Below are 21,456 nucleotides of genomic sequence, written 5' to 3' on the forward strand. Positions count from 1 at the left end.
GGCACAAGGCCCCACAAGAGGGCCGTCCGGATAAATCACAGTGGAGGGAATGTCTCATGACGACGACGCTCGCACGGCGCCACGCCGTGCTTCTCGCTTGCGCCGCACTCGGCCTTGCAACACCTGCCTTTGCTCAGGACAAGAACGTCAAGATCGGTGTGCTGAACGACATGTCGGGCCTCTATGCCGACATCGGCGGCCCGAACTCGGTGGCCGCGGCCAACATGGCGGTGGAGGATTCCGGCCTGCGCGCCAAGGGCTGGAAGATCGAGGTGGTCAGCGGCGACCATCAGAACAAGCCCGATGTCGGCGTCAACATCGCGCGCAACTGGATCGACAATGAGAAGGTCGACATCATCACCGATACGCCGAACTCCGGCGTTGCGCTGGCGGTGAGCAACCTCGCCAAGGAGAAGAACTCGATCGTGCTCAACTCGGGGGCTGCGACCGCCGACCTCACCGGCAAGGCCTGCAACGCCAACACGATCTCCTACACGTTCGACACCTACATGCTCGCCAACGGCACCGGCAAGGCGCTGACCAAGGCCGGTGGCGACAGCTGGTTCTTCCTCACCGCCGACTACGCCTTCGGCCATGCGCTGGAACGCGACACCTCGGCGGTCGTCACCGCCAACGGCGGCAAGGTGCTGGGCGGCGTCAAGCACCCGCTCAACACCGCGGATTTCTCCTCGTTCCTGCTGCAGGCGCAAGCATCCAAGGCCAAGATCATCGGCCTCGCCAATGCCGGCGGCGACACCACCAACGCGATCAAGCAGGCCTCCGAATTCGGTATCACCGCGGGCGGACAGAAGCTCGCGGCGCTGCTGCTGTTCGTCAACGACGTGCACGCGCTGGGCCTCAAGATCGCGCAGGGCCTCACCTTCACCGAGTCGTTCTACTGGGACATGAACGACCAGACCCGCGCCTGGTCGAAGCGTTTCCAGAAGGTCTCGCCGAAGGGCTCGATGCCGTCGATGACGGTCGCCGGCGTCTATGCCGGCGTGCTGCATTATTTGAAGGCGCTGGACGCGATGGGCGGCAATCCGCACGACGGCGCCAAGGTGGTCGCCAAGATGAAGGAGATCCCGACCGACGATCCCTTGTTCGGCAAGGGTCCGCTGCGGATCGACGGCCGCCGCATCATCCCGGCCTATCTGTTCGAGGTGAAGAAGCCGGAAGAGTCGAAATATCCCTGGGACTATTACAAGCTGATCGCCACCATCTCGCCGGAAGACGCCGCCAAGCCGCTCGAAGCGAGCGACTGTCCGCTGGTGAAGAAATAAGCCAGCTGCCGTAGCGTGGGCAAAGGCGCGCTAGCGCCGTGGCCACCATTGCGGCGTGCTCGCGATGGTGGGCACGCTTACGCTTTGCCCACCCTACGCTTTTCATTTCGCGGCTGACTTCGCCTTGGCCTGCGCGGGCAGCGACGCCCACTCGCGGTCAGCGCGCGGGCCGCCGGGATCGCCGGTCAGACCGACCAGCTGTCCGGGCTGCACGTCGAGCGTCTGCTTCCAGGTCTGGGTCTGGCACAGGAACCTGATCAGACATCCCTGGAGCTTCAGCCGGTCGTACGCATCGCGCCACAGCGACACCGCATAGGACTTGCCGTCCTCGGCATTGTAGATCTCGCCGTCGAACCGCCCCTCCGGCGTCAGCTTCAATCCCAGGATCAGCTGATGGCCGAGCAGCGCGCGCGTTCGCTTGTCGGGATCGGGATTGAGGCTGTCGCGCAGCGGCTGGCCACGCGGATCGAGCGGATCCTTCATCCAGACGATGAAGCCGCAGATGCGATCGCGCGCGGTGCCGCAGCGCTCGAGCCGGATGCGGGCCTGTCCGTTTTCGGTCAGCCAGGTGCCGCTGGGATCGGCCGGGATCGTCTCGGCGCGGCCGGTCGAACTCATCAGCAGGGCCGCGACCAGGCTGCGCAGAAACATGCGAACCAGAAAGTTCATTGCAAGGGACCTTTCAGTGTGACCTTTCAGCGTCGGGATGATTTCGAGGGACGCGCGCGGCGCGCCTCACTTCAGTTGCGCCATGAAGGCATCGGCACCCTTGTCGATGCCGGCGGTGGCGGCGGCGAGATCGCCGACGCTGGCCTTGATGTCGTAGGCGTTGGGATATTGCTTGCTGACGTAAGCACCGAGCAGCCGCGAGGTCGGGCCGTCGAACATCTCGACGGCATAGATCACCGAGCCGGTCATGGTGCCCTCGCCGTCGCGCGCCGCCTGCACGCCATTATAGATCGCGCCTGCCATATCGAAGCGCGACAGCGTGCCGAGCACCGGCGTGTTGGCAACCGCGCCGGTCAGCGTCAGCCGCACGCGAAACGTGTTCGGCCCGCGCGTATTCACCAGCATGAAGCGGCCACGCAGTTTGTCGGCGAAGCGGGTCTGCATGTAGGCGGCGAGCGTCTGCTTGTCCTTCTCGGACATCTCGCCGAACTGATGATCCGCGCCGCGATAGATCACGACCGGATCGAGCATCACCTTGTTGTAGCTCCGCCAGTCGACCGGCGGCGCATAGCGATACGGCACGCGGCCTGAGGAATCCGACGTATCGGGCGTCATGTAGGCGGTTGACGCCACGTCCGAATAGGCCACCGGCGTGACGCCGGCGCATCCTGCTGCGAGGACGCAAAGCGCCATCGCTCCCAGACCGCGTGTCGCGATCGAGCTCTCCATTCCAATCTCCTCATCCGAGCTAAAGCGGAAGAGCAGCTCGGCCGCAGCCGCGTCCGGGGCTAAAGTTACGGCTGCGGCCGTCACTGCCGATCTGGCTCGCCGTCCCGGCGCCGCCAGACCTTGCCTCAGTGCGGCCATCTATAAAACCGACCAGACGGTTTGTAAAGTTGCAATCGCAGGAAACCCGTCAGAAAAATTCCGGGCTTGAAGCGCGCAGGAGAAAACCTGTCGCGACGGCTTCGCGAATGACGGCCAGCGCTGTCACAAACCCGAGATGTTTGCTGTGATACCGGACCAATTGCCGGGGGATTTCAGGGGCCCGGTGCCGATCCAACGCCGCCAAGCGATCATATTCCGCTTGGGCGGCGTTGCGTTTTCAGGGCAGCGTCGGAAATTCAGCTGCGCTTGCGCGCCGAGACCGGCTTTGCGGCGCGCGCGCCGGCAGGCTTCGGCGACGCCGTTTGCGCCCTCGCCCTGGACGGCTTTGCTGCCGCGGGCGCGCCCTGCTCCATCGCGGTCCACTTGCTGTCGTCGAGCAACCGTTCGAACAGCCGGTCGCGCTCCACATCGGTCAGCGACAACATGCCGAACAGCGAGCTCAGCAGCAGTCCGCGCGCCGCTGCCCAGCGCAGCAGCGCGAGATCCGGATCGCGCGCCTCGGCCTTCATCAGCGCGACCTTCTTGATGTCCTGATCCCGCGGCATCGCCATCAATTCAGGATTCTCGTTCATCGCCGCCAGCAGTGCGAACGCCCCCGCCCGCGGCGTCGAGATCGCCTCGCGCAGCGTCGCGATCTGCGCCGACAGTTCGGGCTGCGCGGTGGTCCCGCGCACATTTTCGATGTAGCGGTTCGAGAATTCCTCGAAATGCGCCATCTGCTGCTCGAGCAGAGCGCGCAGCACCGCTTCCTTGGTGCGGAACTGATGCATCACGCCGCCCTTGCTGAGCCCGCTCTCGCGCGCGATCGCGTCCAGCGTCAGGCGTCCCGGACCGTCGCGCGTCACGATGGTGATCGCGGCGTCGAGCGCGGCGTTGCGGGAGCGTTCCGAGCGGGAAGGATTATCCATGGGCTACTTACTCAGGAAGGAGTCGCGTGAGAGCGCAGTATCTCAGCGGCATCGGTCAATCTCAAGCGCTGCATCCGATAGTGCCAGGCGGCGCGAACCACGTCTCCGCCATGCCGGCGGCGACCTCGGGAGACGCCTCAATTTCAGGAAGCGTCATCGAGTGCCCCGATCACTCACGCGCACAAGCGAACCTTCCGCAGCAGGCCATGGAGGAAACCGTGCGCCATGCGGCCGATGACCTTTTCCCCGCGACCGCGCGCGCGGGCGACAGCCTGGGCGTCGGCATGGCTGGCGGCGACGATCGTCGCATGCCTGCCGCCATCGAGCTTCAGGTCGGTCAGATAGACGAGGCTGCGCGACGTCAGCAGCGCCGCCTGCGCGTCGCTGAAGCGGGTCAACTCATCGTAGTTATCAACGGCCTCGTCGGTCACCATGCTCCTCCTGGCAGCGCGGCCTCCGGGCGAGGCACGCAACTTGATCCGGCATTGGCTTTATACAAACCAACCGGATGGTTTGTAAATGGTCAAAATAACGCAATCGTCATCGCGGCGGCCCGTCGGGCCGGTGTCGGACTGGCGCAGCCGCGTTCGTCCTCGAAGCATCGATCCACCAGCAGCCGGAACCCGCAAGCGATGACACAGCAGAAACAGACGACGGAAGCCGAAATCAGGGCACTGATCGACGCCTGGGCGGCGGCCGTCCGCCGACAGGACTATCCGGGCATCCTCGCCCGCCACGATCAGGACATCGTGATGTTCGACGTGCCGCCGCCGTTGCAGTCGCGCGGATTGGATGAATACAGAAAGACGTGGGACCTGTTCTATACCTGTTACCGTCCCTCGCACGCCTTCGATATCGACGAGATCGCGATCACGGCCGGCGATGATGTCGCCTTCGCGGTCATGGTGATGCGCTGCGGCCCGCCCGACGCCATTTTCCAGTTCAGGCTAACGATCGGATTGCGCAAGATCGACGGCGATTGGCGCATCACGCACGAGCACCATTCGGTGCCGGCGACGGATTAGAATTGTAGGGTGGGCAAAGGCGCGCGCGCCGTGTCCACCATTCCCGGCGTGCTCGCGATGGTGCGCACGCTTGCGCTTTGCCCACCCTGCGGAGTTGTCTTCACCGTCGCGCGCCAGGCGATGCCGAGCGCGAGCAGCAGCAGCGCGCCGGCCAGAAAGAACGGCGCGCCGGGCATCTTGAGCGGCGCGACGTCGCCGATGAAATAGACGAAGGGCAGCGTGAACAGGAACGGGCCGATCAGCTCGGACATGCTCTGCGCGCTCGACGTCGCGCCCTGCAACTGGCCTGCTGGTCGGCGGCGACGAGCTGCGTCGTCAAGGCGTGCGTCGCGGCGCCGAACATCGCGAAGCCCAGGGCGCCGCGGATACGTGCCGCGTTGGCGATGTCGTTGTCGACGAAGCCCTCGATCAGCTTGGGCAGGATCGGGATGATGATCCCGAGCGCGAGCATATCGAGCAACAGGGTGATGAGATCACCGCGCCGCTGGGCGCCTGTGGCACGGCGGCTGCGGCGGTATCAACCTCGTTTGACGCGTTTTCTTCACGCGAACCGGTACCCACTTCGCTCGAAAACGCGATGCCCGCTCACGACGGCCGTTTGCGCTTGTGGGCGAACGGATTGGCCTTCTCACGCAGCGTGATCCGGATCGGCGTGCCCGGCAGATCGAAGGTTTCGCGCAGCGAGTTGATCAGGTAGCGCAGATAGGATCGCGGGATCGCATCGGCACGCGAGCAGAACAGCACGAAGCTCGGCGGGCGCGCCTTCACCTGGGTGATGTAGTTCAGCTTCAGCCGGCGGCCCGAAACCGCCGGCGGCGGGTTGGCCTGGATCGCCTGCTCAAACCAGCGATTGAGCGCCGAGGTCGGCAGCCGCCGGTTCCAGACCGCATAGGCCTCCTGGATCGCGGTCATCAGGCGGTCGATGCCCTCGCCCATCAGGCCGGAGACCGCGACAACAGGCGCGCCCTTGACCTGCGGCAGCCAGTGGTCGGCATCGGTGCGCAGCTGCGAGATCTGGTTGGGCTTGCGCTCGACCAGGTCCCATTTGTTGACCGCGAGCACGATGGCGCGACCCTCGCGCTCGATCAAATCGGCGATGCGCAGGTCCTGCTCCTCGAACTTGTTCTGCGCGTCCATCATCATGACAACGACCTCGGCGAAGCGCACTGCGCGCAGCGCGTCGGCGACCGAGAGCTTTTCCAGCTTCTCCTCGATCCGCGAGCGGCGACGCAGGCCGGCGGTGTCGAACACCCGGAACTGGCGGCCCTTCCAGGTGATCTCGACCGCGATGGAATCCCGCGTGGTGCCGGCCTCGGGGCTGGTCAATAGCCGCTCCTCGCCGAGCAGATGGTTGATCAGGGTCGACTTGCCGGCATTGGGCCGGCCGACGATGGCGACGCGGATCGGGCGCTGCGCGGCCTCCTCCTCCGAGATGTCCTCATCGTCCTCGATCTCGTCGTCTTCCTCCGGCGCCTCGGGCACCAGCGCGCTCAGCGCCTCGTGGAGGTCGCCCATGCCCTCGCCGTGCTCGGCCGAGATCTGCACGGGATCACCGAGCCCGAGCGCGTAGGATTCCATCGCCCCGATCTCGCCATGCTTGCCCTCGGCCTTGTTGGCGACCAGCACCACCGGCTTGTTGGCCTTGCGGGCGAAGTCGGCGAAGGCGCGATCGGTCGGGGTCAGGCCGACGCGGGCGTCGATCACGAACATCAGCGCGTCGGCGAGCTCGATCGCGGTCTCGGTCTGCTCCTGCATCCGCGCCGTCAGCGAGCCCTTGGCGCCCTCGTCGAGGCCTGCGGTGTCGATGATGGTGAAGTCGAGATCGTAGAGCTTGGCCTGACCCTCGCGGCGGTCACGGGTGACGCCGGGCTCGTCGTCGACCAGCGCGAGCTTCTGGCCGACCAGCCGGTTGAACAGCGTCGACTTTCCGACATTGGGCCGGCCGATAATGGCGATGGTGAAAGACATGAACTATCCAAGCGCAATTTATGAAGCTGGAGTCAATGAGCTTCGGGTAGCCCGTGCCTCTTGTCGTTCGGTGGCCTCATCCTTCGAGACGGCGCTTCGCGCCTCCTCAGGATGAGGGTCTTGGACCCTCATGGTGAGGAGCGCGGCAGCGCGTCTCGAACCTTGAGGCCGTGGAATGCGCTACGTCACGCCGCCCGGCGATCAGCTCTAGCGGCTAAATCCGCCGCTCGGTAGTGGCGCGGGGAACGCGCCGCCGGATTGTTGCGTGGTCTGGGTCTGTTGCTGGGCCGGCGCGGCAGGCTGCGCCTGCTGGTCGTCGGCCGGCGGCGCGGTGGTGCGGCGGCGGACGATCTTCTTCGGCTTCGGATCCGGCGGCACCGCGGCGGGCGCACCCTCCTCGGTTGCGGCGTCGGGCGCAGCCGCCTGATCGGCTGGTGGCGCGGCCCGCTTGGCGTGCTTCCTGGCGCCCTTCGGCGGCTCAGCTGGCGGAGCCGGCTGGGCGGCGGCTGCCGCCGCGGCGTTCTGCTGGTCGAGCTGCTCCTGCTGCGAGCCCTTGTACAATTCCTTCGGCACGCCCTGCTCGAGGCCGGGCACGCCTTCGGGAAACACCGGCTTGCGGTCGCCCGGCAGCTTCTTCTTGGTGTCGAGGAAGTCGAGCATGTCGCTCGGGTCGAAATTGGCCATGCCGCCACTGCCGCAGCCGGCCAGCGCGCCGCAAAGCGCGGTGAGGACTGCGGCTGCGATCAGGCGTTGCGAGCGGCGCATGGTCGATCTCTCACTCAAACTCGGGTTTCGCGCCAAGTCAGCTCTCCAGGTCAGCTCTTCGCGACCGGCGGCAACAAGGCCTGCAGCGCTTCGGCGCGCGAACGCATGCTCGGCGGCGTCTCGCCGTCATTGGCAATCTGGTCGAGCCACTGCCGCGCCGCGGTGGCATCGTTGGCGCGCCAGGCCGACAGCGCCAGCAACTCGCGCGCGGAGTGACGGAACGTCGAATCCTTCGACGTCGCCACAGCCTCGAGCCGCTGCAGCATGTTCGGATAGGTCGTGGATTCCATCACGAGCTGCGCGGCGCGGATCCGCGCCAGGTCCTGGTCGGGGCCGCCGACGCTGCGGTCGGCTGCGATCTCGTCATAGAGTTTTGCGGCGGCCGGCTGATCGCGGGTCGCGACCTCGGCGGCCATGCGCAGCCGCGCCAGCGTGCGGTAGCCGGACGGCGCCTTGGTGACCAGGTCGGCAAAGGCAGCCGCGGCCTCGGCGTGCTTGTTCTGATCCGAGAGCTCGACGGCGCGGTCGAACGCCGCACCGGCCTCGGCGGCCTTCTTGGCCTCGAGATATTGGTAGCCGCGCCAGCCACCGACGCCCGCGACCACCAGGACCGCCAGCGCGATGATCAAGATCGAGTACTTGTCCCACAGCTTCTTGAGCTGATCGCGACGGACTTCCTCGTCTACTTCGTCAAATAATTCAGACACTTAAAGCTATCCCATCCCCTCGGGACCGCGAATCTGGGTGGAGCCCAGCCCCTACCCGATCCCCACATCGCGGCGGCGTTACCCTAACGGTGTGGCGGAGGCAAGGCAAAGCGAGGCGGATCAAAGCGTTAACCGGGGACGTTGTCCTGCCCGGATCACGCCCCCGCCAGCGTCTCCCGCAGCTGCCGCTTGATCACCTTGCCATTGGCGTTGCGCGGCAGCGGCGTTGTGCCGAGCGCCATGGTCTCCGGCACCTTGTAATCCGACAGGCGCTCGGCGCACCAGGCGCGCAGGCTTTCCGCATTCACCTCGCTGCGGGTCACGATCACGGCGTGGACGCGCTCGCCGAGCACCGGGCACGGCTTGGCGATGATCGCGCTCTCGACCACGGCCGGATGGCCGGCCAGCACCGACTCGACCTCGGCGGAATAGATCTTCAGGCCGCCGCGGTTGATCATGTCCTTCTGGCGATCGAACACGCGGACGAAATTGTCGGCGTCGACCGAGCCGAGATCGCCGGAATGCCAGAACCCGGCCGTGAAGCTTTCCGCGGTCGCTTTCGGATTATTCCAGTAGCCCTTGATCACGGAGGCGCTGCGGATCCAGAGCTCGCCGATCTCGCCGCGCGGCACCTCGCGGCCGTCGGCGCCCATCACGATGATCTCGGCGCCGGGACACGGCAGGCCGACGCTGTCGATATGGGCGGCGGTCAGTTCGCCCGGCATCAGGGTCGAGGGCGACGTCGTTTCGGTGGCGCCGTAGCAATTGGCGAGCTTCAGTCCGGGAATCTTGGCGTCGAGCTTTTCGATGGTCGCGACCGGCATCGGCGCGCCGCCGAAGCCGCCGATCCGCCAGCTCGACAGGTCATAGCTGTCGAAATCCGGCTGCATCAGGCAGAGATTGTACATCGCCGGCACCATCACCGTGTAGCTGACGCGCTCGCGCGCGGCCACCTTCAGATATTCCGACGCCTTGAACTCCGGCATGATGATCAGCGCGCCGGCACAGCGGGCCATGGTGGTGACGTTGGCGACCGCGCCGGTGACATGCGCGAGCGGCACTGCGGCAATCGAGCGATCGGCCTTGGTCAGCTTGAGGCAGGATGCGAACACCATCGAGGAGTGAATGATGTTGCAATGGGCCAGCATCGCGCCCTTCGGCCGGCCGGTGGTGCCCGAGGTGTAGAGGATCATCGCGGTGTCCTCCTCCATCACCTCCGCCGGCGCCGCGGCCGGAGCATTGTCGCGCAGGCGAGCGAATTGCGACGCGCTGTCGTCGCTGACCGCGATGCGGTGCTTCAGGCCGGGAATATCGGCGGCGGCCGGAATGCGGTCGGCAAGGGTGGCCTCGTGGACCAGGCACTTGGCGCCGCAATCGTTCAGCACATAGGCGATCTCGGGCTTCTGCTGGCGCGTGGAGAGCAACACCGTGACCAGTCCGGCATGCGCGGCGGCAAACATCGTCAACACGAACTCGATGCGGTTGCCGAGCAGGATCGCGACGCGGTCGCCGGGCGCAAGCCCGAGCTTTGAAAAGCCCGCCGCGACCTTGGCCGACTGCTCGGCGACGTCACGCCAGCTCATGCGCGTCGCGCCGCAGACCAGCGCCTCGCCGTCGCCATTCTGAGTAACCGCTTCAGCGATCATCGCCCACAGGCTGGCCGGCCGCTCCGCGAATGCCGGCACGACGCGGTCACCGAAGCGCGGCTCGAGCCGCATCAGCGGCAGTGCGTGTTGCGACCAGTCCATGCGTGCCTCGTCAGCTCTTCTTCATGCCGTAGACGTGCTCAGGCCCCGGGAAGGCGCGGCTCTTGACGTCGCGCGCATAGCCCGCGATCGCTTTCTCGATCGCGGGGCCGAGATTGCCATAGCGGCGGACGAATTTCGGCGCGCGCGGCGACAGGCCGAGCATGTCCTCCAGCACAAGCACCTGACCGTCGCAGGCCGCGCTCGCCCCGATGCCGATCGTCGGGACTGTGATCGACTGCGTGATCTTGCGCGCCAGCGGTTCGGCGACCGCCTCGACCACGATCGAGAAGGCGCCCGCCTCCGCAATGGCCTTGGCGTCGTTCTCGATCGGCGCCCAGCTCTCCTCCTCGCGGCCCTGGGCGCGGAACGAGCCGAGCGTGTTGATCGATTGCGGCGTCAGGCCGATATGCCCCATTACCGGAATGCCGCGCTCGGACAGGAACGCCACCGTCTCGGCCATCCGCGCGCCGCCCTCGAGCTTGACCGCGCCGCACAGCGTTTCCTTCATGATCCGCACCGCGGACTGGAACGCCTGCTCCTTCGACCCCTCATAGGAGCCGAACGGCATATCCACCACAACAAGCGCGGCCTGCGAGCCGCGCATCACCGCGCGGCCTTGCAGGATCATCATGTCGAGGGTGACCGGCACCGTGGTCTCGAAACCGTGCATGACGTTGCCGAGGGAATCGCCGACCAGGATCGCGTCGCAATGGCGGTCGACCAGTGCCGCGGTGTGCGCGTGGTAGGACGTCAGCATCACGATCGGCTCGCCGTTCTTGCGGGCGCGCAGATCGGGCGCGGTCTTGCGCTTGATGGCGGATTGAACAGACATAGTCAGGCTCCCATGACAGGCACGCCGATCACGACCGGGTGGAACGCAAACGCCAGCGCCAGATAGACGATGACACCGACCGCGATCGCGATCAGGTCGTTGGTCGGGCCGCCCACCGGGATCGGCGGCGCACCGGCATCGGCGCGGCGCTTCAGCGAGATCCGGTCATAGACCGCCCAGCCGAGAAACGAGCCGAACAGGATGATCGAGCCGAGGTCGCCATTGGCGAGCAGATGCGCGAATGCCCACAGCTTCACGCCCGCCAGCATCGGATGCTTCAGCGTGGTGTAGATGCGGCCGCGGATGTAGGAGGCGACGACGAGGATGACGGCGGGCAGCATCAGCGCCACCGTGATGTGCTTGAACGCGGTCGGCGGCGTCCAGACGTCGATCCAGCCGGTCGCACGGTAGTGGCCGAAACCCCAGATGATCAGCGCAAGGCCTGCGAACGACACCAGCGAATAGACGCCCTTGTAGGCCCCCTCGCCCATGGCATTGACGATGCCTGCGCGCAGGTCGCGCAGGCTGGTCAGCACATGGATGCCGAGGAACAGCACGAGACCCAGGATCATGACGAGCAGTCCCACGATGTTCCTCCCTGATTGATGCCCTCGCGTATCACCTTCAGACTGCGGAAAGCAATGCGTTGCGGCCTATGCCGTCATTCCGGGATGGCCCGCAGGGCCAGACCGCAGGTGCGCAACTGCGCACCGGGGATTCTCGAGATTACAGGGCGCACAAGCCAATTTCGAGATTCCCCGATGTGCAATTGCACATCTGAGGTTCGATGCTCCGCATCGCTCCGGAATGACGTTCCTCACGGCTTGCCGGCCGGCTTGGCGAGCTCCCGATTGTCGACATAGCGGATCATGATCGGGCGGCCGGCCAGCGCACCGCCGAGCCCGCCGGTGAATTTCAGCGGCAGGCAGGCATCCAGCGAGGCATTGATCGCGTTGAGGTAGGTGGTGCGGGTGTCGGCCGGGATACCCCGCGTCGAAAACGTCAGCCGCGGCGTGCCGATCATCTCGCCGGATCGCTTGAAGCTGAAGCGCACCGACATCTGCATGCCCGCACGCGCGTCGTCCGGCGGCGGCGGGGCCCAGCAGGAACGCAGCGCGGCGAAGAGATCGCCGATGGTATTGAGATCATGATCCGGCTTTCGGTACTTATCGGCCTGTCCCTCGGGCGGCACGGTCAGGATCGTGAGCTGGAGATTTTCGCCGTACGGATAATCCATCTCGGGAAAGCACGGCCCGGTGTTGAACACACTGCAATAAGACGGGATGCAAGGCCCCTCGTCGAGCACACTGCAAGGCGTGTGTGCGAACGGAGCCGGGTTGGTCTGCTGCCGCTGCTGCGTAGAGGCAGCGCTCGCGAACGCAAAGGCCAGCACGGCAAAAGCGAGACAGATGGCGACGCGTCGGAGCATGCAGACGGACCCGGATTGCGCTCCGGGGAACATGGTACCGCGGGCAGACCGCATCAAGCGGGGCCGGTTCACATCCTCGCGCTTCTCTCGCCACACCGTCGCTGTCATCGCCCGGCCCCGACCGGGCGATCCAGTATTCCAGAGACAGCGGTGATCGAACGGATAGGCCGCGGCGTACTGGGTCCCCCGGTCAAGCCGGGGGACGACAGTGCGTATGCAACGCTACGCCTTCTTCTTCACGTCCTTGACGTTGGAGAAGGTGATGCCCTCCGCCCGCTCGCGCGTGTAGCCGAGATAGAATTCGTTCTTGGCCATGAACACGGGATCGCCGTCGACGTCGTCGGCGATGCCGGAATTGTTGGCGGCGATGAAGGTGTCGAGCGCCTTGCGGTCGTCGGAGGAAATCCAGCGCGCCAGCGAGAATTCGGAGACCTCGAACTCGACCGGCAGCGAATATTCCGCGTCTAACCGCGCCTTCAGCACGTCGAGCTGCAGCGGACCGACGACGCCGACCAGCGCCGGCGCGCCGTCGCGCGGCCGGAACACCTGCACGACGCCCTCCTCCGACATCTGCTGCAAGGCTTCCTTCAGCTTCTTCGCCTTCATCGCATCGGTGAGGCGAACGCGGCGGACGATTTCCGGGGCAAAACTCGGCACGCCGACGAAGGTCAGATCCTCGCCCTCGGTCAGGGTGTCGCCGATCCGCAAGGTGCCGTGGTTGGGAATGCCGACGACGTCGCCGGCGAAGGCTTCATCCGCCACCGAGCGATCCTGCGCGAAGAAGAACTGCGGGCTCGACAGGCTCATGTTCTTGCCGGTGCGGACCAGCTTGGCCTTCATGCCGCGGCTGAGCTTGCCCGAGCACAGCCGGGCGAAGGCGATGCGGTCGCGATGGTTCGGATCCATGTTGGCCTGGATCTTGAACACGAACGCGCTCATCCGCGGCTCTGATGCATCGACCTTGCGCAGATCGGAATCCTGCGCGCGCGGCGCCGGCGCGAACTTGCCGAGGCCTTCGAGCAAGTCGCCGACGCCGAAATTGCGCAGCGCGCTGCCGAAATAGACCGGCGTCAGATGGCCCTCGCGGAACGCGGCGAGCTCGAACGGCTTGCAGGCCTCCGAGGCCAGCGCCAGCTCGTCCTTGACCTCGGCGACGTCGAGGTTGGGATTGCGCTTGCCGAGATCGGCGATGTCGATCTGCTCGGTGGCGCCGGTCTTGGCGCCGCCGCCTTCCAGCAGCCGCACGCCGCCATTGACGACGTCATAGGTGCCGAGGAAGTCGCGGCCGCGGCCGACCGGCCAGGTCATCGGCGTGGTGTCGAGCGCCAGCGTCTTCTCGATCTCGTCCAGCAGCTCGAACGTGTCGCGGCTCTCGCGGTCCATCTTGTTGATGAAGGTGATGATCGGGATGTCGCGCAGCCGACACACCTCGAACAGCTTGCGCGTGCGCGCCTCGATGCCCTTGGCGGCGTCGATCACCATGACCGCGGAGTCGACCGCGGTCAGCGTGCGATAGGTGTCTTCCGAAAAGTCCTCGTGGCCCGGCGTGTCCAGGAGGTTGAACACCAGCTCGTTGAATTCGAAGGTCATCACCGAGGTGACCACCGAGATGCCGCGCTCGCGCTCGATCTTCATCCAGTCCGACCGCGTGTTGCGGCGCTCGCCCTTGGCCTTGACCTGGCCCGCGAGGTTGATGGCGCCGCCGAACAACAGCAGCTTTTCCGTCAGCGTAGTCTTGCCGGCGTCCGGGTGCGAGATGATCGCAAAAGTGCGCCGGCGCGCCACTTCCTCTGACAGCGGCGAGCGGGACGGCGATTCGGCTGAAACTGAAATGTCGGACATGGCGGGCATTTGGCAGGGAAAACGGGCGCAATCAAGGGCGTTTTGTCGCAATGCGGAGCGGCGGCGCGATCCCCATATATGGCCGGAAAGGACGACCTTTCCCTCACCACATCACCCGCGGGGACGACCCTGCCTTATCCGGAGGGTTCGTTATGGCTTGGGCCATTCTGTTCACCGCAGGCCTGCTCGAGATCGGCTGGGCGATCGGACTGAAATATACCGAGGGCTTCTCGCGGCTGGTGCCGTCGGTGCTGACGCTGGCGGCGATGGCCGGCAGCGTGCTGCTGCTCGGCCTCGCGCTGAAGACGCTGCCGATTGGAACCGCCTATGCGGTCTGGACCGGGATCGGCGCGGTCGGCACTGCAACGCTCGGCATCATCCTGCTCGGTGAGCCGGCGACCGCGATGCGGCTTGCCAGCATCGCCCTGATCGTGTCGGGCATCGTCGGGCTGAAACTGGTCGGTTAATTACTTCAGGATTTGCACGACCCAATACGTCGCCGCGGCGACCGCGGCCGACGCCGGGATCGTGATCACCCAGGCGTAGACGATCGAGCTCGCCACGTTCCAGCGCACGGCGGAGAGCCGCCGTGCGGCGCCGACGCCGACGATGGCGCCGGTGATGGTATGCGTGGTTGAGACGGGAACCCCGAGATAGGTCGCGATGAACAGCGTCGCGGCGCCGCCGGTTTCGGCGCAAAAACCCTGCATCGGCGTCAGCTTGGTGATGCGAAGCCCCATGGTGCGGACGATCCGCCAGCCGCCCATCAAGGTGCCCAGCGCCATCGCGCTCTGGCAGGCCAGCACGACCCAGAACGGGATTTCGAAGGTGTCGCCGAGATGGCCCTGCGAGTAGAGCAGCACGGCGATGATGCCCATGGTTTTCTGCGCGTCGTTGCCGCCATGGCCGAGCGAATACAGCGACGCGGAGGCGAATTGCAGGATGCGGAAGGCGCGATCGACCGCGAACGGCGTCGAGCGCACCGAGAGCCAGGACACGATCGCGACCAGCACCAGCGCCAGCAGGAAGCCGACCAGCGGCGACAGCACGATCGCGAGCAGGGTCTTGGTCAGCCCGCTCCACACCGCCGCTGAGATGCCCGCCTTCGCCATGCCGGCGCCGACCAGGCCGCCGATCAGCGCGTGCGAGCTCGATGAGGGAATGCCTAAGCCCCAGGTGATCACGTTCCAGACGATCGCGCCGACCAGCGCGGCGAAGATCACGGTCGCATCCACCACCGACGGGTCGATGATCCCGGTGCCGATGGTGTTGGCGACATGCAGGCCGAACACCGCGAAGGCAACGAAGTTGAAGAACGCCGCCCAGAACACCGCATATTGCGGCCGCAGCACCCGGGTCGAGACGATGGTCGCGATCGAGTTCGCGGCGTCGTGCAGGCCGTTCAGGAAGTCGAACAGCAGCGCGACCGCGATCAGGATGGTCAGAACCGGAAGACCCAGCGTGGCGTCCACGTGATGCCCCGCTTTATTGTGTTTTCTTGAGCATGATCTCCGCGCAAACGTGTTCCGCGTTTGTCGCGCCGGAAAACCGCTCCACACTTTTCCGGATCATGCTCAGACTTGCTCGATGACGATGGAGTTGATCTCGTTGGCGACGTCGTCGAAGCGGTCGGCCACCTTCTCGAGGTGGTCGTAGATCTCCGCGCCGACGATGAAGTCCATCGTGTTGGCGTTGCGGTGCTTCAGGAACAACTCCTTGAGCCCGATATCGTGGAGATCGTCGACCCGGCCCTCGAGCTTGGTCAGTTCCTCGGTGATCTGGGTCAGCATCGAGACGTTGTGGCCGATCGCCTGCAACAATGGCAGCGCGCGGACGACCAGATTGGCGCATTCGACGATCAGGGTGCCGATCTCGCGCATCGGCGGCTCGAACTCGCGCACCTCGAACAGCATCACCGCCTTGGCGGTCGCCTGCATCTGGTCGACCGCGTCGTCCATCGCGGTGATCAGGTTCTTGATGTCGCTGCGGTCGAACGGGGTGATGAAGGTGCGGCGAACCGCGGTCAGCACCTCGCGGGTGACGCTGTCGGCGTCGTTCTCGAACTGATTGACGCGCTGGCAGAACACCGGGGTCTCCTCCCCGCCCTTCAGCATGTCCTGCAGCGCCAGCGAGCACTGCACGGAGGTCTGGGCGTGGCGGGCGAACAGCTCGAAAAACCGCTCTTCCTTGGGCAGGAAGGCGCGAAACCAGCGCAGCATGTCTCTGTTCCATCATTCTGGGACAGCCCTTTTAGCGACTGTCACAGAACTGTCATAGAGCATCTGGCGGGGAAAAAACCTGAAACGACCGCCCGAACGGGCGGTCGTCCACCGCTATGTCGGCCGAAATCCTGCCCCTGCCCTTACAGCGACCGCCTGAGCAGATGGGCCAACTCGCCGACCAGGCCGCGGCGGAACAGCAGCACGCAGGCCACGAAGATCACGCCCTGGATCACGGTCACCCACTGGCCGAACCCGGCGAGATATTGCTGCATGGCGATGATCACGAAGGCGCCGACCACCGGGCCGAAGATGGTACCGAGGCCGCCGACCAGGGTCATCAGCACGATTTCACCGGACATCGACCAGTGCACGTCGGTGAGCGAGGCGTTCTGCGCCACGAACACCTTCAGCGAACCGGCAAAGCCCGCCAGCGTGCCCGACAGGATGAAGGCGAGCAGCTTGTACTGGTCGGTCTTGTAGCCGAGCGAGATCGCGCGCGGCTCATTCTCGCGGATCGACTTCAAGACCTCGCCGAACGGCGAGTTGATGGTGCGGTAGATCAACAGGAAGCCGGCGAGGAAGCCGACCAGCACCACGTAGTAGAGCACCATCGGCTTCGAGAGGTCGAAGATCCCGAGCAAATGGCCCTGCGGGATGCCCTGGATGCCGTCCTCGCCATGGGTGAACGGCGCCTGCAAATACAGGAAGTAAAGCAGCTGCGACAGCGCCAGCGTGATCATCGAGAAGTAAATGCCCTGCCGCTTGATCGAGATGTAGCCGGTGACGAGGCCGAGCAGAGCCGCCGCGGCGGTGCCGACCACGATCCCGAGCTCCGGCGGCAGCCCCCACACCTTCAGCGCATGCGCCGAGACGTAGCCGGCGGTGCCGAGGAACATGGCGTGGCCGAACGACAGCAGGCCGCCAAAGCCGATCAAGAGGTTGAAGGCGCAGGCGAGCAGCGCAAAGCACAGCGCCTGCATGACGAAGAACGGATAGATCCCCGTCCATGGCACCACCGCCAGCAGCACCGCCATCACGGCGAACACGATCATCTCGTCGCGCATCGCGCGCGGCGTCATCGGAAGTGTATCGTCGGTCAATGCTGACATATCAGGCCGCCCGTCCCGTCAGTCCCGTTGGCTTCACCAGCAGCACCAGCACCATCAGGACAAACACCACGGTGTTGGAGGCCTCGGGATAAAAATACTTGGTCAGTCCCTCGATCACGCCGAGCGTGAAGCCGGTGATGATCGAGCCCATGATCGAGCCCATACCGCCGATCACGACCACCGCGAACACCACGATGATGAGATCGGCGCCCATCAGCGGGCGGACCTGGTTGATCGGCGCCGACAGCACGCCGGCGAGCGCGGCAAGGCCGACGCCGAGCCCGTAGGTCAGCGTGATCATGCGCGGCACGTTGATGCCGAAGGCGCGCACCAACGTCGGGTTTTCCGTCGCGGCACGCAGGTAGGCGCCGAGCTGCGTCTTCTCGATCAGGAACCAGGTGGCAAGGCACACCACCAGCGAGAACACCACCACCCAGCCGCGATAGATCGGCAGGAACATGAAGCCGAGATTGACGCCGCCCTTGAGCTGATCCGGGATCGAGTAAGGCAGGCCGGAGGAGCCGAAATAGTTCTGGAACACGCCCTGCACGATCAGCGCGATGCCGAAGGTCAAGAGCAGGCCGTAGAGATGGTCGAGCCCGGTCAGCCATTGCAGCATGGTGCGCTCGAGGATCATGCCGAAGATGCCGACCACGACGGGGGCGATGATCAGCGCCCACCAGTAGTTGATGCCGCCCAGATTGAGCAGGAAATACGCCACGAAGGCGCCCATCATGTAGAGCGCGCCATGCGCGAAATTGATGATGTTGAGCATGCCGAAGATGACGGCAAGCCCGAGACTGAGCAGCGCGTAGAACGAGCCGTTGATCAGTCCGACCAGAAGCTGTGCGTAGAGAGCCTGCATCGAATGAGCTTTCGCTTAGATAGATGAAGCCCGCCGGCCACGCGCATGGCCGGCGGGCGTGATCGTCACTTCTTCAGGAGCGCACAGGTGCTCTTGTCGAGCGGCGTGAAGGCCTGGTTGCCCGGCACGGTGCCGACCAGCTTGTAGAAGTCCCACGGTCCCTTGGACTCCGAGGGCTTCTTCACCTCGAACAGGTAGGCGTCGTGGGTGACGCGGCCGTTGGCCTCGACCTCGCCCTTGCCGAACAGCGGATCGTCGGTCGGGATGGTCTTCATCTTGGCGACCACCTTGGCGCCGTCATGCGGATTGCCGCCGAGCGCTTCCAGCGCCTTGAAGTAATGCGTGAGGCCCGCATAGACGCCGGCCTGCACCATGGTCGGGGGCGCGCCGTTCTTCATCCGCTCCGAGAAGCGCTTGGAGAACGCGCGGGTGTTGTCGTTGAGGTCCCAGTAGAAGGTCTCGGTGAAGTTCAGGCCCTGCGCGGTCTCGAGCCCGATCGCCTTGACGTCGGTGAGGAACAGCAACAGCGCGGCAAGCTTCTGGCCGCCCTTGACGATGCCGAACTCGGCCGCCTGCTTGATCGAGTTGGTGGTGTCGCCGCCGGCATTGGCGAGGCCGATGATCTTGGCCTTGGAGGCCTGCGCCTGCAGCAGGAACGAGGAGAAATCGGCGGTGTTGAGCGGATGCTTGACCCCGCCGACCACCTTGCCGCCATTGGCGAGGACAACCGCAGTGGTGTCGCGCTCCAGCGCCGCGCCGAACGCATAGTCCGCGGTCAGGAAGAACCAGGTGTCTCCGCCCGCCTTGACCAGCGCCTGGCCGGTGGCGTGCGCCAGCATGTAGGTGTCGTAGGTCCAGTGCACCGTGTTCGGCGAGCACTGTGCGTTGGTGAGGTCCGAGGTCGCAGCGCCCGAATTGATGTAGACGCCGTTCTTTTCCTTCACGACGTTGTTGACCGCGAGCGCGACGCCGGAATTCGGCACGTCGACGATGGTGTCGACCTTGTCGACGTCGAACCACTGGCGCGCGATGGTGGTGCCGATGTCGGGCTTGTTCTGGTGATCGCCGGAGATCAGGTCGATGGTCCAGCCCTTGGCCTTGAGGCCGGAATCCTCGATCGCCATCTGCGCCGCCAGCGTCGAGCCGGGACCGGCGAGGTCGGCGTAGAGGCCGGACTGATCCGACAACACGCCGATCTTGACGACCTTGTCGTCGGCGGAGGCAATGCTCGCGACGCTGAGCGCCATCGCGGTGCCGAGCAGAAGCGCAGAAATCGTGTTCTTCATGGGGATTCCCTCAGTCCTCAAATTTTCTGGCTCGGGCGATCAGACGCCGAGATAGGTATGCAGCTTATCCATGTTGGCGGACAGCTCCGAATTGGCGAAGCCGTCGATCACCTTGCCGTGCTCGACGATGTAGTAGCGGTCGGCAACGGTCGAGGCGAAACGGAAATTCTGCTCGACCAACAGGATCGTAAATCCCTGCGACTTCAGGCGCGCAATGGTGTGCCCGATCTGCTGGATAATGACCGGCGCCAGGCCTTCGGTCGGCTCGTCCAGCATCAGGAAGCGCGCGCCGGTGCGCAGGATGCGCGCGATCGCCAGCATCTGCTGCTCACCGCCCGACAGCTTGGTGCCCTGGCTGGTGAGGCGCTCCTTCAAATTGGGAAACAGCGTGAAGATCTGGTCGAGCGGCAGCCCGCCCGGACGCACCACCGGCGGCAGCAGCAGGTTCTCCTTCACGTCGAGGCTGGCGAAGATGCCGCGCTCCTCCGGGCAGAACGCGATGCCGAGCCGCGCGATTCTGTCCGACGTGGCGCGGATGATCTCCTTGTCGTCGAAGCGGATCGAGCCGGAGCGCTTGTTGATCACGCCCATGATCGACTTCAGCGTGGTGGTCTTGCCGGCGCCGTTGCGGCCGAGCAGCGTCACCACCTCGCCGGCTTTCACGTTGAAATTGATGCCGTGTAGAATGTGCGATTCGCCGTACCAGGCCTGCAAATCCTTGACCGCCAGCACCTCGGCGCCGGCCGCGGCCACCGGCTTCTCCGCGAGATTTGCCTCAGCCATGACCCGCTCCCAGATAGGCTTCCTTCACGCGCTCGTCCTTGGAGAGGTCGGCGTAGTTGCCCTCCGCCAGCACCTGCCCGCGCGTCAGCACGGTGATGATGTCGGAGAGGTTGGCCACCACCGAGAGGTTATGTTCGACCATCAGGATGGTGTATTTGGCCGAGATCCGCTTGATCAGCGCCGCGATCTTGTCGATGTCCTCATGGCCCATGCCGGCCATCGGCTCGTCGAGCAGCATCATCTCGGGGTCGAGCGCGAGTGTCGTTGCAATTTCAAGTGCGCGCTTGCGGCCGTACGGCATCTCGACCGCCGGCGTGTTGGCGAATTCGCTCAAGCCGACATCGTTCAGAAGCTCGTGCGCGCGCGGATTGAAGCGGTCGAGCACGCTCTTGGAGCGCCAGAAATCGAATGACGAACCATGCTGGCGCTGCAGCGCCACGCGCACATTTTCCAGCGCTGTCAGATGCGGAAACACCGCAGAGATCTGGAACGAGCGGACGAGCCCGAGCCGCGCCACGTCGGCGGGCGGCATCGCGGTGATGTCCTGGCCCTTGTAGCGAATCTGGCCGGCCGACGGCTTCAGGAACTTGGTCAGCAGATTGAAACAGGTCGTCTTGCCGGCGCCGTTCGGCCCGATCAACGCATGGATACTGCCGCGACGCACCTTCAGCGCGACGTCGCGAACGGCAAAGAAACCGGCGAATTCCTTGGTCAATCCGCTGGTTTCGAGGATGAACTCATCGGCCAAAAAGATTCCCCCATACGCCATCGCCGCGAAGCGCCTCGCCCGCGTGGCCAGTTTTTTCATGTCAGACAGGTCGTCGGTCCGTCTTGGAAACCGTCCGGCGCCCGCCTCCTCCGGGCCGGAATATGCCGTCATCTGCGGCAGTTACGCAAGGTGGAAAGCTGTGCAGTGCAGTATCGGCACGGCTTGTTCCGGTTGATCCTTAGTCGAATGGTATTTCCGCGGGCTTTGCGCCTCGGAAAGCCACCATTAAGGGTGTTTTGCTCCGCAGTCCGGCATTCATAGAATATTTCCGCCTTCTCGCCGAAGCTTTGGCCATTACATGATGAGCGGCACCAGCCTTGCATTTCCACAGCGCCAATTCCTCGGTCGTCAAGTCGAT

General features: G+C 65.0%; 24 protein-coding genes. 3 read left to right on the forward strand and 21 right to left on the reverse strand.

Annotated features, from left to right (window positions below; all coding sequences use genetic code 11):
- Positions 1 to 56 precede the first annotated feature (56 nt).
- Positions 57 to 1,283, forward strand: coding sequence for an ABC transporter substrate-binding protein (locus ACVW17_RS29985; RefSeq protein ID WP_146984344.1), 1,227 nt, complete (start codon positions 57 to 59; stop codon positions 1,281 to 1,283).
- A 102-nt stretch (positions 1,284 to 1,385) separates the two neighbouring features.
- On the opposite strand, the gene ACVW17_RS29990 is transcribed toward ACVW17_RS29985, so the two are convergent.
- The 4 genes from ACVW17_RS29990 to ACVW17_RS30005 all read right to left on the reverse strand — a co-directional run bounded on the left by ACVW17_RS29990 (position 1,386) and on the right by ACVW17_RS30005 (position 4,179).
- Positions 1,386 to 1,952 carry a DUF2147 domain-containing protein gene (locus ACVW17_RS29990; protein ID WP_456755213.1) on the reverse strand — a complete coding sequence of 189 codons (567 nt, stop codon included), beginning with the start codon at positions 1,950 to 1,952 and terminating at the stop codon, positions 1,386 to 1,388.
- Between the two features lie 66 nt (positions 1,953 to 2,018).
- Entirely contained in the window at positions 2,019 to 2,681 is a 663-nt protein-coding gene (locus tag ACVW17_RS29995) for a DUF3313 domain-containing protein (protein WP_456755214.1), read from the reverse strand.
- A 395-nt stretch (positions 2,682 to 3,076) separates the two neighbouring features.
- On the reverse strand, positions 3,077 to 3,748 hold the full coding sequence (locus ACVW17_RS30000) for a TetR/AcrR family transcriptional regulator (protein WP_456755215.1): 672 nt from the start codon (positions 3,746 to 3,748) through the stop codon (positions 3,077 to 3,079).
- A gap of 173 nt (positions 3,749 to 3,921) precedes the next feature.
- A complete protein-coding gene (locus tag ACVW17_RS30005; RefSeq protein WP_456755216.1) occupies positions 3,922 to 4,179 on the reverse strand; it encodes a hypothetical protein in 258 nt (85 codons plus the stop codon).
- Between the two features lie 54 nt (positions 4,180 to 4,233).
- On the opposite strand from ACVW17_RS30005, the gene ACVW17_RS30010 reads away from it, so the two are divergent.
- Complete coding sequence (locus ACVW17_RS30010; protein WP_456755217.1) at positions 4,234 to 4,773, forward strand: YybH family protein; 540 nt, start codon at positions 4,234 to 4,236, stop codon at positions 4,771 to 4,773.
- Here ACVW17_RS30010 and ACVW17_RS30015 read toward each other — a convergent pair.
- The 10 genes from ACVW17_RS30015 to ACVW17_RS30060 all read right to left on the reverse strand — a co-directional run bounded on the left by ACVW17_RS30015 (position 4,770) and on the right by ACVW17_RS30060 (position 14,064).
- Positions 4,770 to 5,024 carry a hypothetical protein gene (locus tag ACVW17_RS30015; RefSeq protein WP_456755218.1) on the reverse strand — a complete coding sequence of 85 codons (255 nt, stop codon included), beginning with the start codon at positions 5,022 to 5,024 and terminating at the stop codon, positions 4,770 to 4,772. The two genes, ACVW17_RS30010 and ACVW17_RS30015, sit on opposite strands and share 4 nt — an antisense overlap.
- Positions 5,012 to 5,224 (reverse strand): hypothetical protein, encoded by a 213-nt coding sequence (locus ACVW17_RS30020; RefSeq protein ID WP_456755219.1) that lies wholly within the window; start codon positions 5,222 to 5,224, stop codon positions 5,012 to 5,014. The genes ACVW17_RS30015 and ACVW17_RS30020 overlap by 13 nt, the downstream gene beginning before the upstream one ends.
- Positions 5,225 to 5,358: 134 nt before the next feature.
- Positions 5,359 to 6,741, reverse strand: a complete 1,383-nt coding sequence (gene der / locus ACVW17_RS30025; protein WP_456755220.1) for a ribosome biogenesis GTPase Der — start codon at positions 6,739 to 6,741, stop codon at positions 5,359 to 5,361.
- A 207-nt stretch (positions 6,742 to 6,948) separates the two neighbouring features.
- Positions 6,949 to 7,506, reverse strand: a complete 558-nt coding sequence (locus tag ACVW17_RS30030; protein ID WP_456755221.1) for a hypothetical protein — start codon at positions 7,504 to 7,506, stop codon at positions 6,949 to 6,951.
- Between the two features lie 50 nt (positions 7,507 to 7,556).
- Positions 7,557 to 8,213, reverse strand: coding sequence for a tetratricopeptide repeat protein (locus tag ACVW17_RS30035; protein WP_456755222.1), 657 nt, complete (start codon positions 8,211 to 8,213; stop codon positions 7,557 to 7,559).
- 155 nt (positions 8,214 to 8,368) lie between these two features.
- Positions 8,369 to 9,961: a class I adenylate-forming enzyme family protein gene (locus ACVW17_RS30040; RefSeq protein WP_456755223.1), complete on the reverse strand. Its 1,593-nt coding sequence runs from the start codon at positions 9,959 to 9,961 to the stop codon at positions 8,369 to 8,371.
- Positions 9,962 to 9,971: 10 nt separating this feature from the next.
- Complete coding sequence (gene panB / locus ACVW17_RS30045) at positions 9,972 to 10,793, reverse strand: 3-methyl-2-oxobutanoate hydroxymethyltransferase (protein ID WP_456755224.1); 822 nt, start codon at positions 10,791 to 10,793, stop codon at positions 9,972 to 9,974.
- A gap of 2 nt (positions 10,794 to 10,795) precedes the next feature.
- A complete protein-coding gene (locus tag ACVW17_RS30050) occupies positions 10,796 to 11,380 on the reverse strand; it encodes an NnrU family protein (protein ID WP_456755225.1) in 585 nt (194 codons plus the stop codon).
- 230 nt (positions 11,381 to 11,610) lie between these two features.
- On the reverse strand, positions 11,611 to 12,222 hold the full coding sequence (locus ACVW17_RS30055; protein WP_456798200.1) for a hypothetical protein: 612 nt from the start codon (positions 12,220 to 12,222) through the stop codon (positions 11,611 to 11,613).
- Between the two features lie 222 nt (positions 12,223 to 12,444).
- Positions 12,445 to 14,064, reverse strand: coding sequence for a peptide chain release factor 3 (locus ACVW17_RS30060; protein ID WP_456755227.1), 1,620 nt, complete (start codon positions 14,062 to 14,064; stop codon positions 12,445 to 12,447).
- 152 nt (positions 14,065 to 14,216) lie between these two features.
- Here ACVW17_RS30060 and sugE point away from each other — a divergent pair, with 152 nt between their 5' ends.
- A complete protein-coding gene (gene sugE / locus ACVW17_RS30065; protein WP_456755228.1) occupies positions 14,217 to 14,531 on the forward strand; it encodes a quaternary ammonium compound efflux SMR transporter SugE in 315 nt (104 codons plus the stop codon).
- Here the strand turns inward: sugE and ACVW17_RS30070 are convergent, their stop codons facing one another.
- From ACVW17_RS30070 to ACVW17_RS30100, 7 genes are all read right to left on the reverse strand, one after another.
- The gene (locus ACVW17_RS30070; protein ID WP_456798201.1) at positions 14,532 to 15,536 is read right to left on the reverse strand and encodes an anion permease; all 1,005 of its coding nucleotides are present in this window, start codon (positions 15,534 to 15,536) and stop codon (positions 14,532 to 14,534) included.
- A gap of 102 nt (positions 15,537 to 15,638) precedes the next feature.
- Positions 15,639 to 16,283, reverse strand: a complete 645-nt coding sequence (locus tag ACVW17_RS30075) for a DUF47 domain-containing protein (protein ID WP_456755229.1) — start codon at positions 16,281 to 16,283, stop codon at positions 15,639 to 15,641.
- A gap of 143 nt (positions 16,284 to 16,426) precedes the next feature.
- Positions 16,427 to 17,395: a branched-chain amino acid ABC transporter permease gene (locus ACVW17_RS30080; protein ID WP_456755230.1), complete on the reverse strand. Its 969-nt coding sequence runs from the start codon at positions 17,393 to 17,395 to the stop codon at positions 16,427 to 16,429.
- Position 17,396: 1 nt separating this feature from the next.
- Positions 17,397 to 18,260, reverse strand: coding sequence for a branched-chain amino acid ABC transporter permease (locus tag ACVW17_RS30085; protein WP_456755231.1), 864 nt, complete (start codon positions 18,258 to 18,260; stop codon positions 17,397 to 17,399).
- A gap of 65 nt (positions 18,261 to 18,325) precedes the next feature.
- Entirely contained in the window at positions 18,326 to 19,546 is a 1,221-nt protein-coding gene (locus ACVW17_RS30090; RefSeq protein WP_456755232.1) for an ABC transporter substrate-binding protein, read from the reverse strand.
- Positions 19,547 to 19,585: 39 nt separating this feature from the next.
- On the reverse strand, positions 19,586 to 20,329 hold the full coding sequence (locus ACVW17_RS30095) for an ABC transporter ATP-binding protein (protein WP_456755233.1): 744 nt from the start codon (positions 20,327 to 20,329) through the stop codon (positions 19,586 to 19,588).
- Positions 20,322 to 21,077 carry an ABC transporter ATP-binding protein gene (locus ACVW17_RS30100; protein WP_456756557.1) on the reverse strand — a complete coding sequence of 252 codons (756 nt, stop codon included), beginning with the start codon at positions 21,075 to 21,077 and terminating at the stop codon, positions 20,322 to 20,324. Before ACVW17_RS30100 ends, ACVW17_RS30095 begins: the two co-directional genes overlap by 8 nt.
- Between the last annotated feature and the right edge of the window lie 379 nt (positions 21,078 to 21,456).

The sequence above is a fragment of the Bradyrhizobium sp. USDA 4473 genome (assembly GCF_054063335.1).

Excerpts from the sequence above, each read along its gene's own strand:
- ACVW17_RS29985 (WP_146984344.1), top strand. The coding sequence starts at position 57 with ATGACGACGACGCTCGCACGGCGCCACGCCGTGCTTCTCGCTTGCGCC.
- ACVW17_RS29990 (WP_456755213.1), bottom strand. The coding sequence starts at position 1,952 with ATGAACTTTCTGGTTCGCATGTTTCTGCGCAGCCTGGTCGCGGCCCTG.
- ACVW17_RS29995 (WP_456755214.1), bottom strand. The coding sequence starts at position 2,681 with ATGGAGAGCTCGATCGCGACACGCGGTCTGGGAGCGATGGCGCTTTGC.
- ACVW17_RS30000 (WP_456755215.1), bottom strand. The coding sequence starts at position 3,748 with ATGGATAATCCTTCCCGCTCGGAACGCTCCCGCAACGCCGCGCTCGAC.
- ACVW17_RS30015 (WP_456755218.1), bottom strand. The coding sequence starts at position 5,024 with ATGTCCGAGCTGATCGGCCCGTTCCTGTTCACGCTGCCCTTCGTCTAT.
- ACVW17_RS30020 (WP_456755219.1), bottom strand. The coding sequence starts at position 5,224 with ATGCTCGCGCTCGGGATCATCATCCCGATCCTGCCCAAGCTGATCGAG.
- der (WP_456755220.1), bottom strand. The coding sequence starts at position 6,741 with ATGTCTTTCACCATCGCCATTATCGGCCGGCCCAATGTCGGAAAGTCG.
- ACVW17_RS30030 (WP_456755221.1), bottom strand. The coding sequence starts at position 7,506 with ATGCGCCGCTCGCAACGCCTGATCGCAGCCGCAGTCCTCACCGCGCTT.
- ACVW17_RS30040 (WP_456755223.1), bottom strand. The coding sequence starts at position 9,961 with ATGGACTGGTCGCAACACGCACTGCCGCTGATGCGGCTCGAGCCGCGC.
- panB (WP_456755224.1), bottom strand. The coding sequence starts at position 10,793 with ATGTCTGTTCAATCCGCCATCAAGCGCAAGACCGCGCCCGATCTGCGC.
- ACVW17_RS30055 (WP_456798200.1), bottom strand. The coding sequence starts at position 12,222 with ATGCTCCGACGCGTCGCCATCTGTCTCGCTTTTGCCGTGCTGGCCTTT.
- ACVW17_RS30060 (WP_456755227.1), bottom strand. The coding sequence starts at position 14,064 with ATGTCCGACATTTCAGTTTCAGCCGAATCGCCGTCCCGCTCGCCGCTG.
- sugE (WP_456755228.1), top strand. The coding sequence starts at position 14,217 with ATGGCTTGGGCCATTCTGTTCACCGCAGGCCTGCTCGAGATCGGCTGG.
- ACVW17_RS30075 (WP_456755229.1), bottom strand. The coding sequence starts at position 16,283 with ATGCTGCGCTGGTTTCGCGCCTTCCTGCCCAAGGAAGAGCGGTTTTTC.
- ACVW17_RS30080 (WP_456755230.1), bottom strand. The coding sequence starts at position 17,395 with ATGTCAGCATTGACCGACGATACACTTCCGATGACGCCGCGCGCGATG.
- ACVW17_RS30085 (WP_456755231.1), bottom strand. The coding sequence starts at position 18,260 with ATGCAGGCTCTCTACGCACAGCTTCTGGTCGGACTGATCAACGGCTCG.
- ACVW17_RS30090 (WP_456755232.1), bottom strand. The coding sequence starts at position 19,546 with ATGAAGAACACGATTTCTGCGCTTCTGCTCGGCACCGCGATGGCGCTC.
- ACVW17_RS30095 (WP_456755233.1), bottom strand. The coding sequence starts at position 20,329 with ATGGCTGAGGCAAATCTCGCGGAGAAGCCGGTGGCCGCGGCCGGCGCC.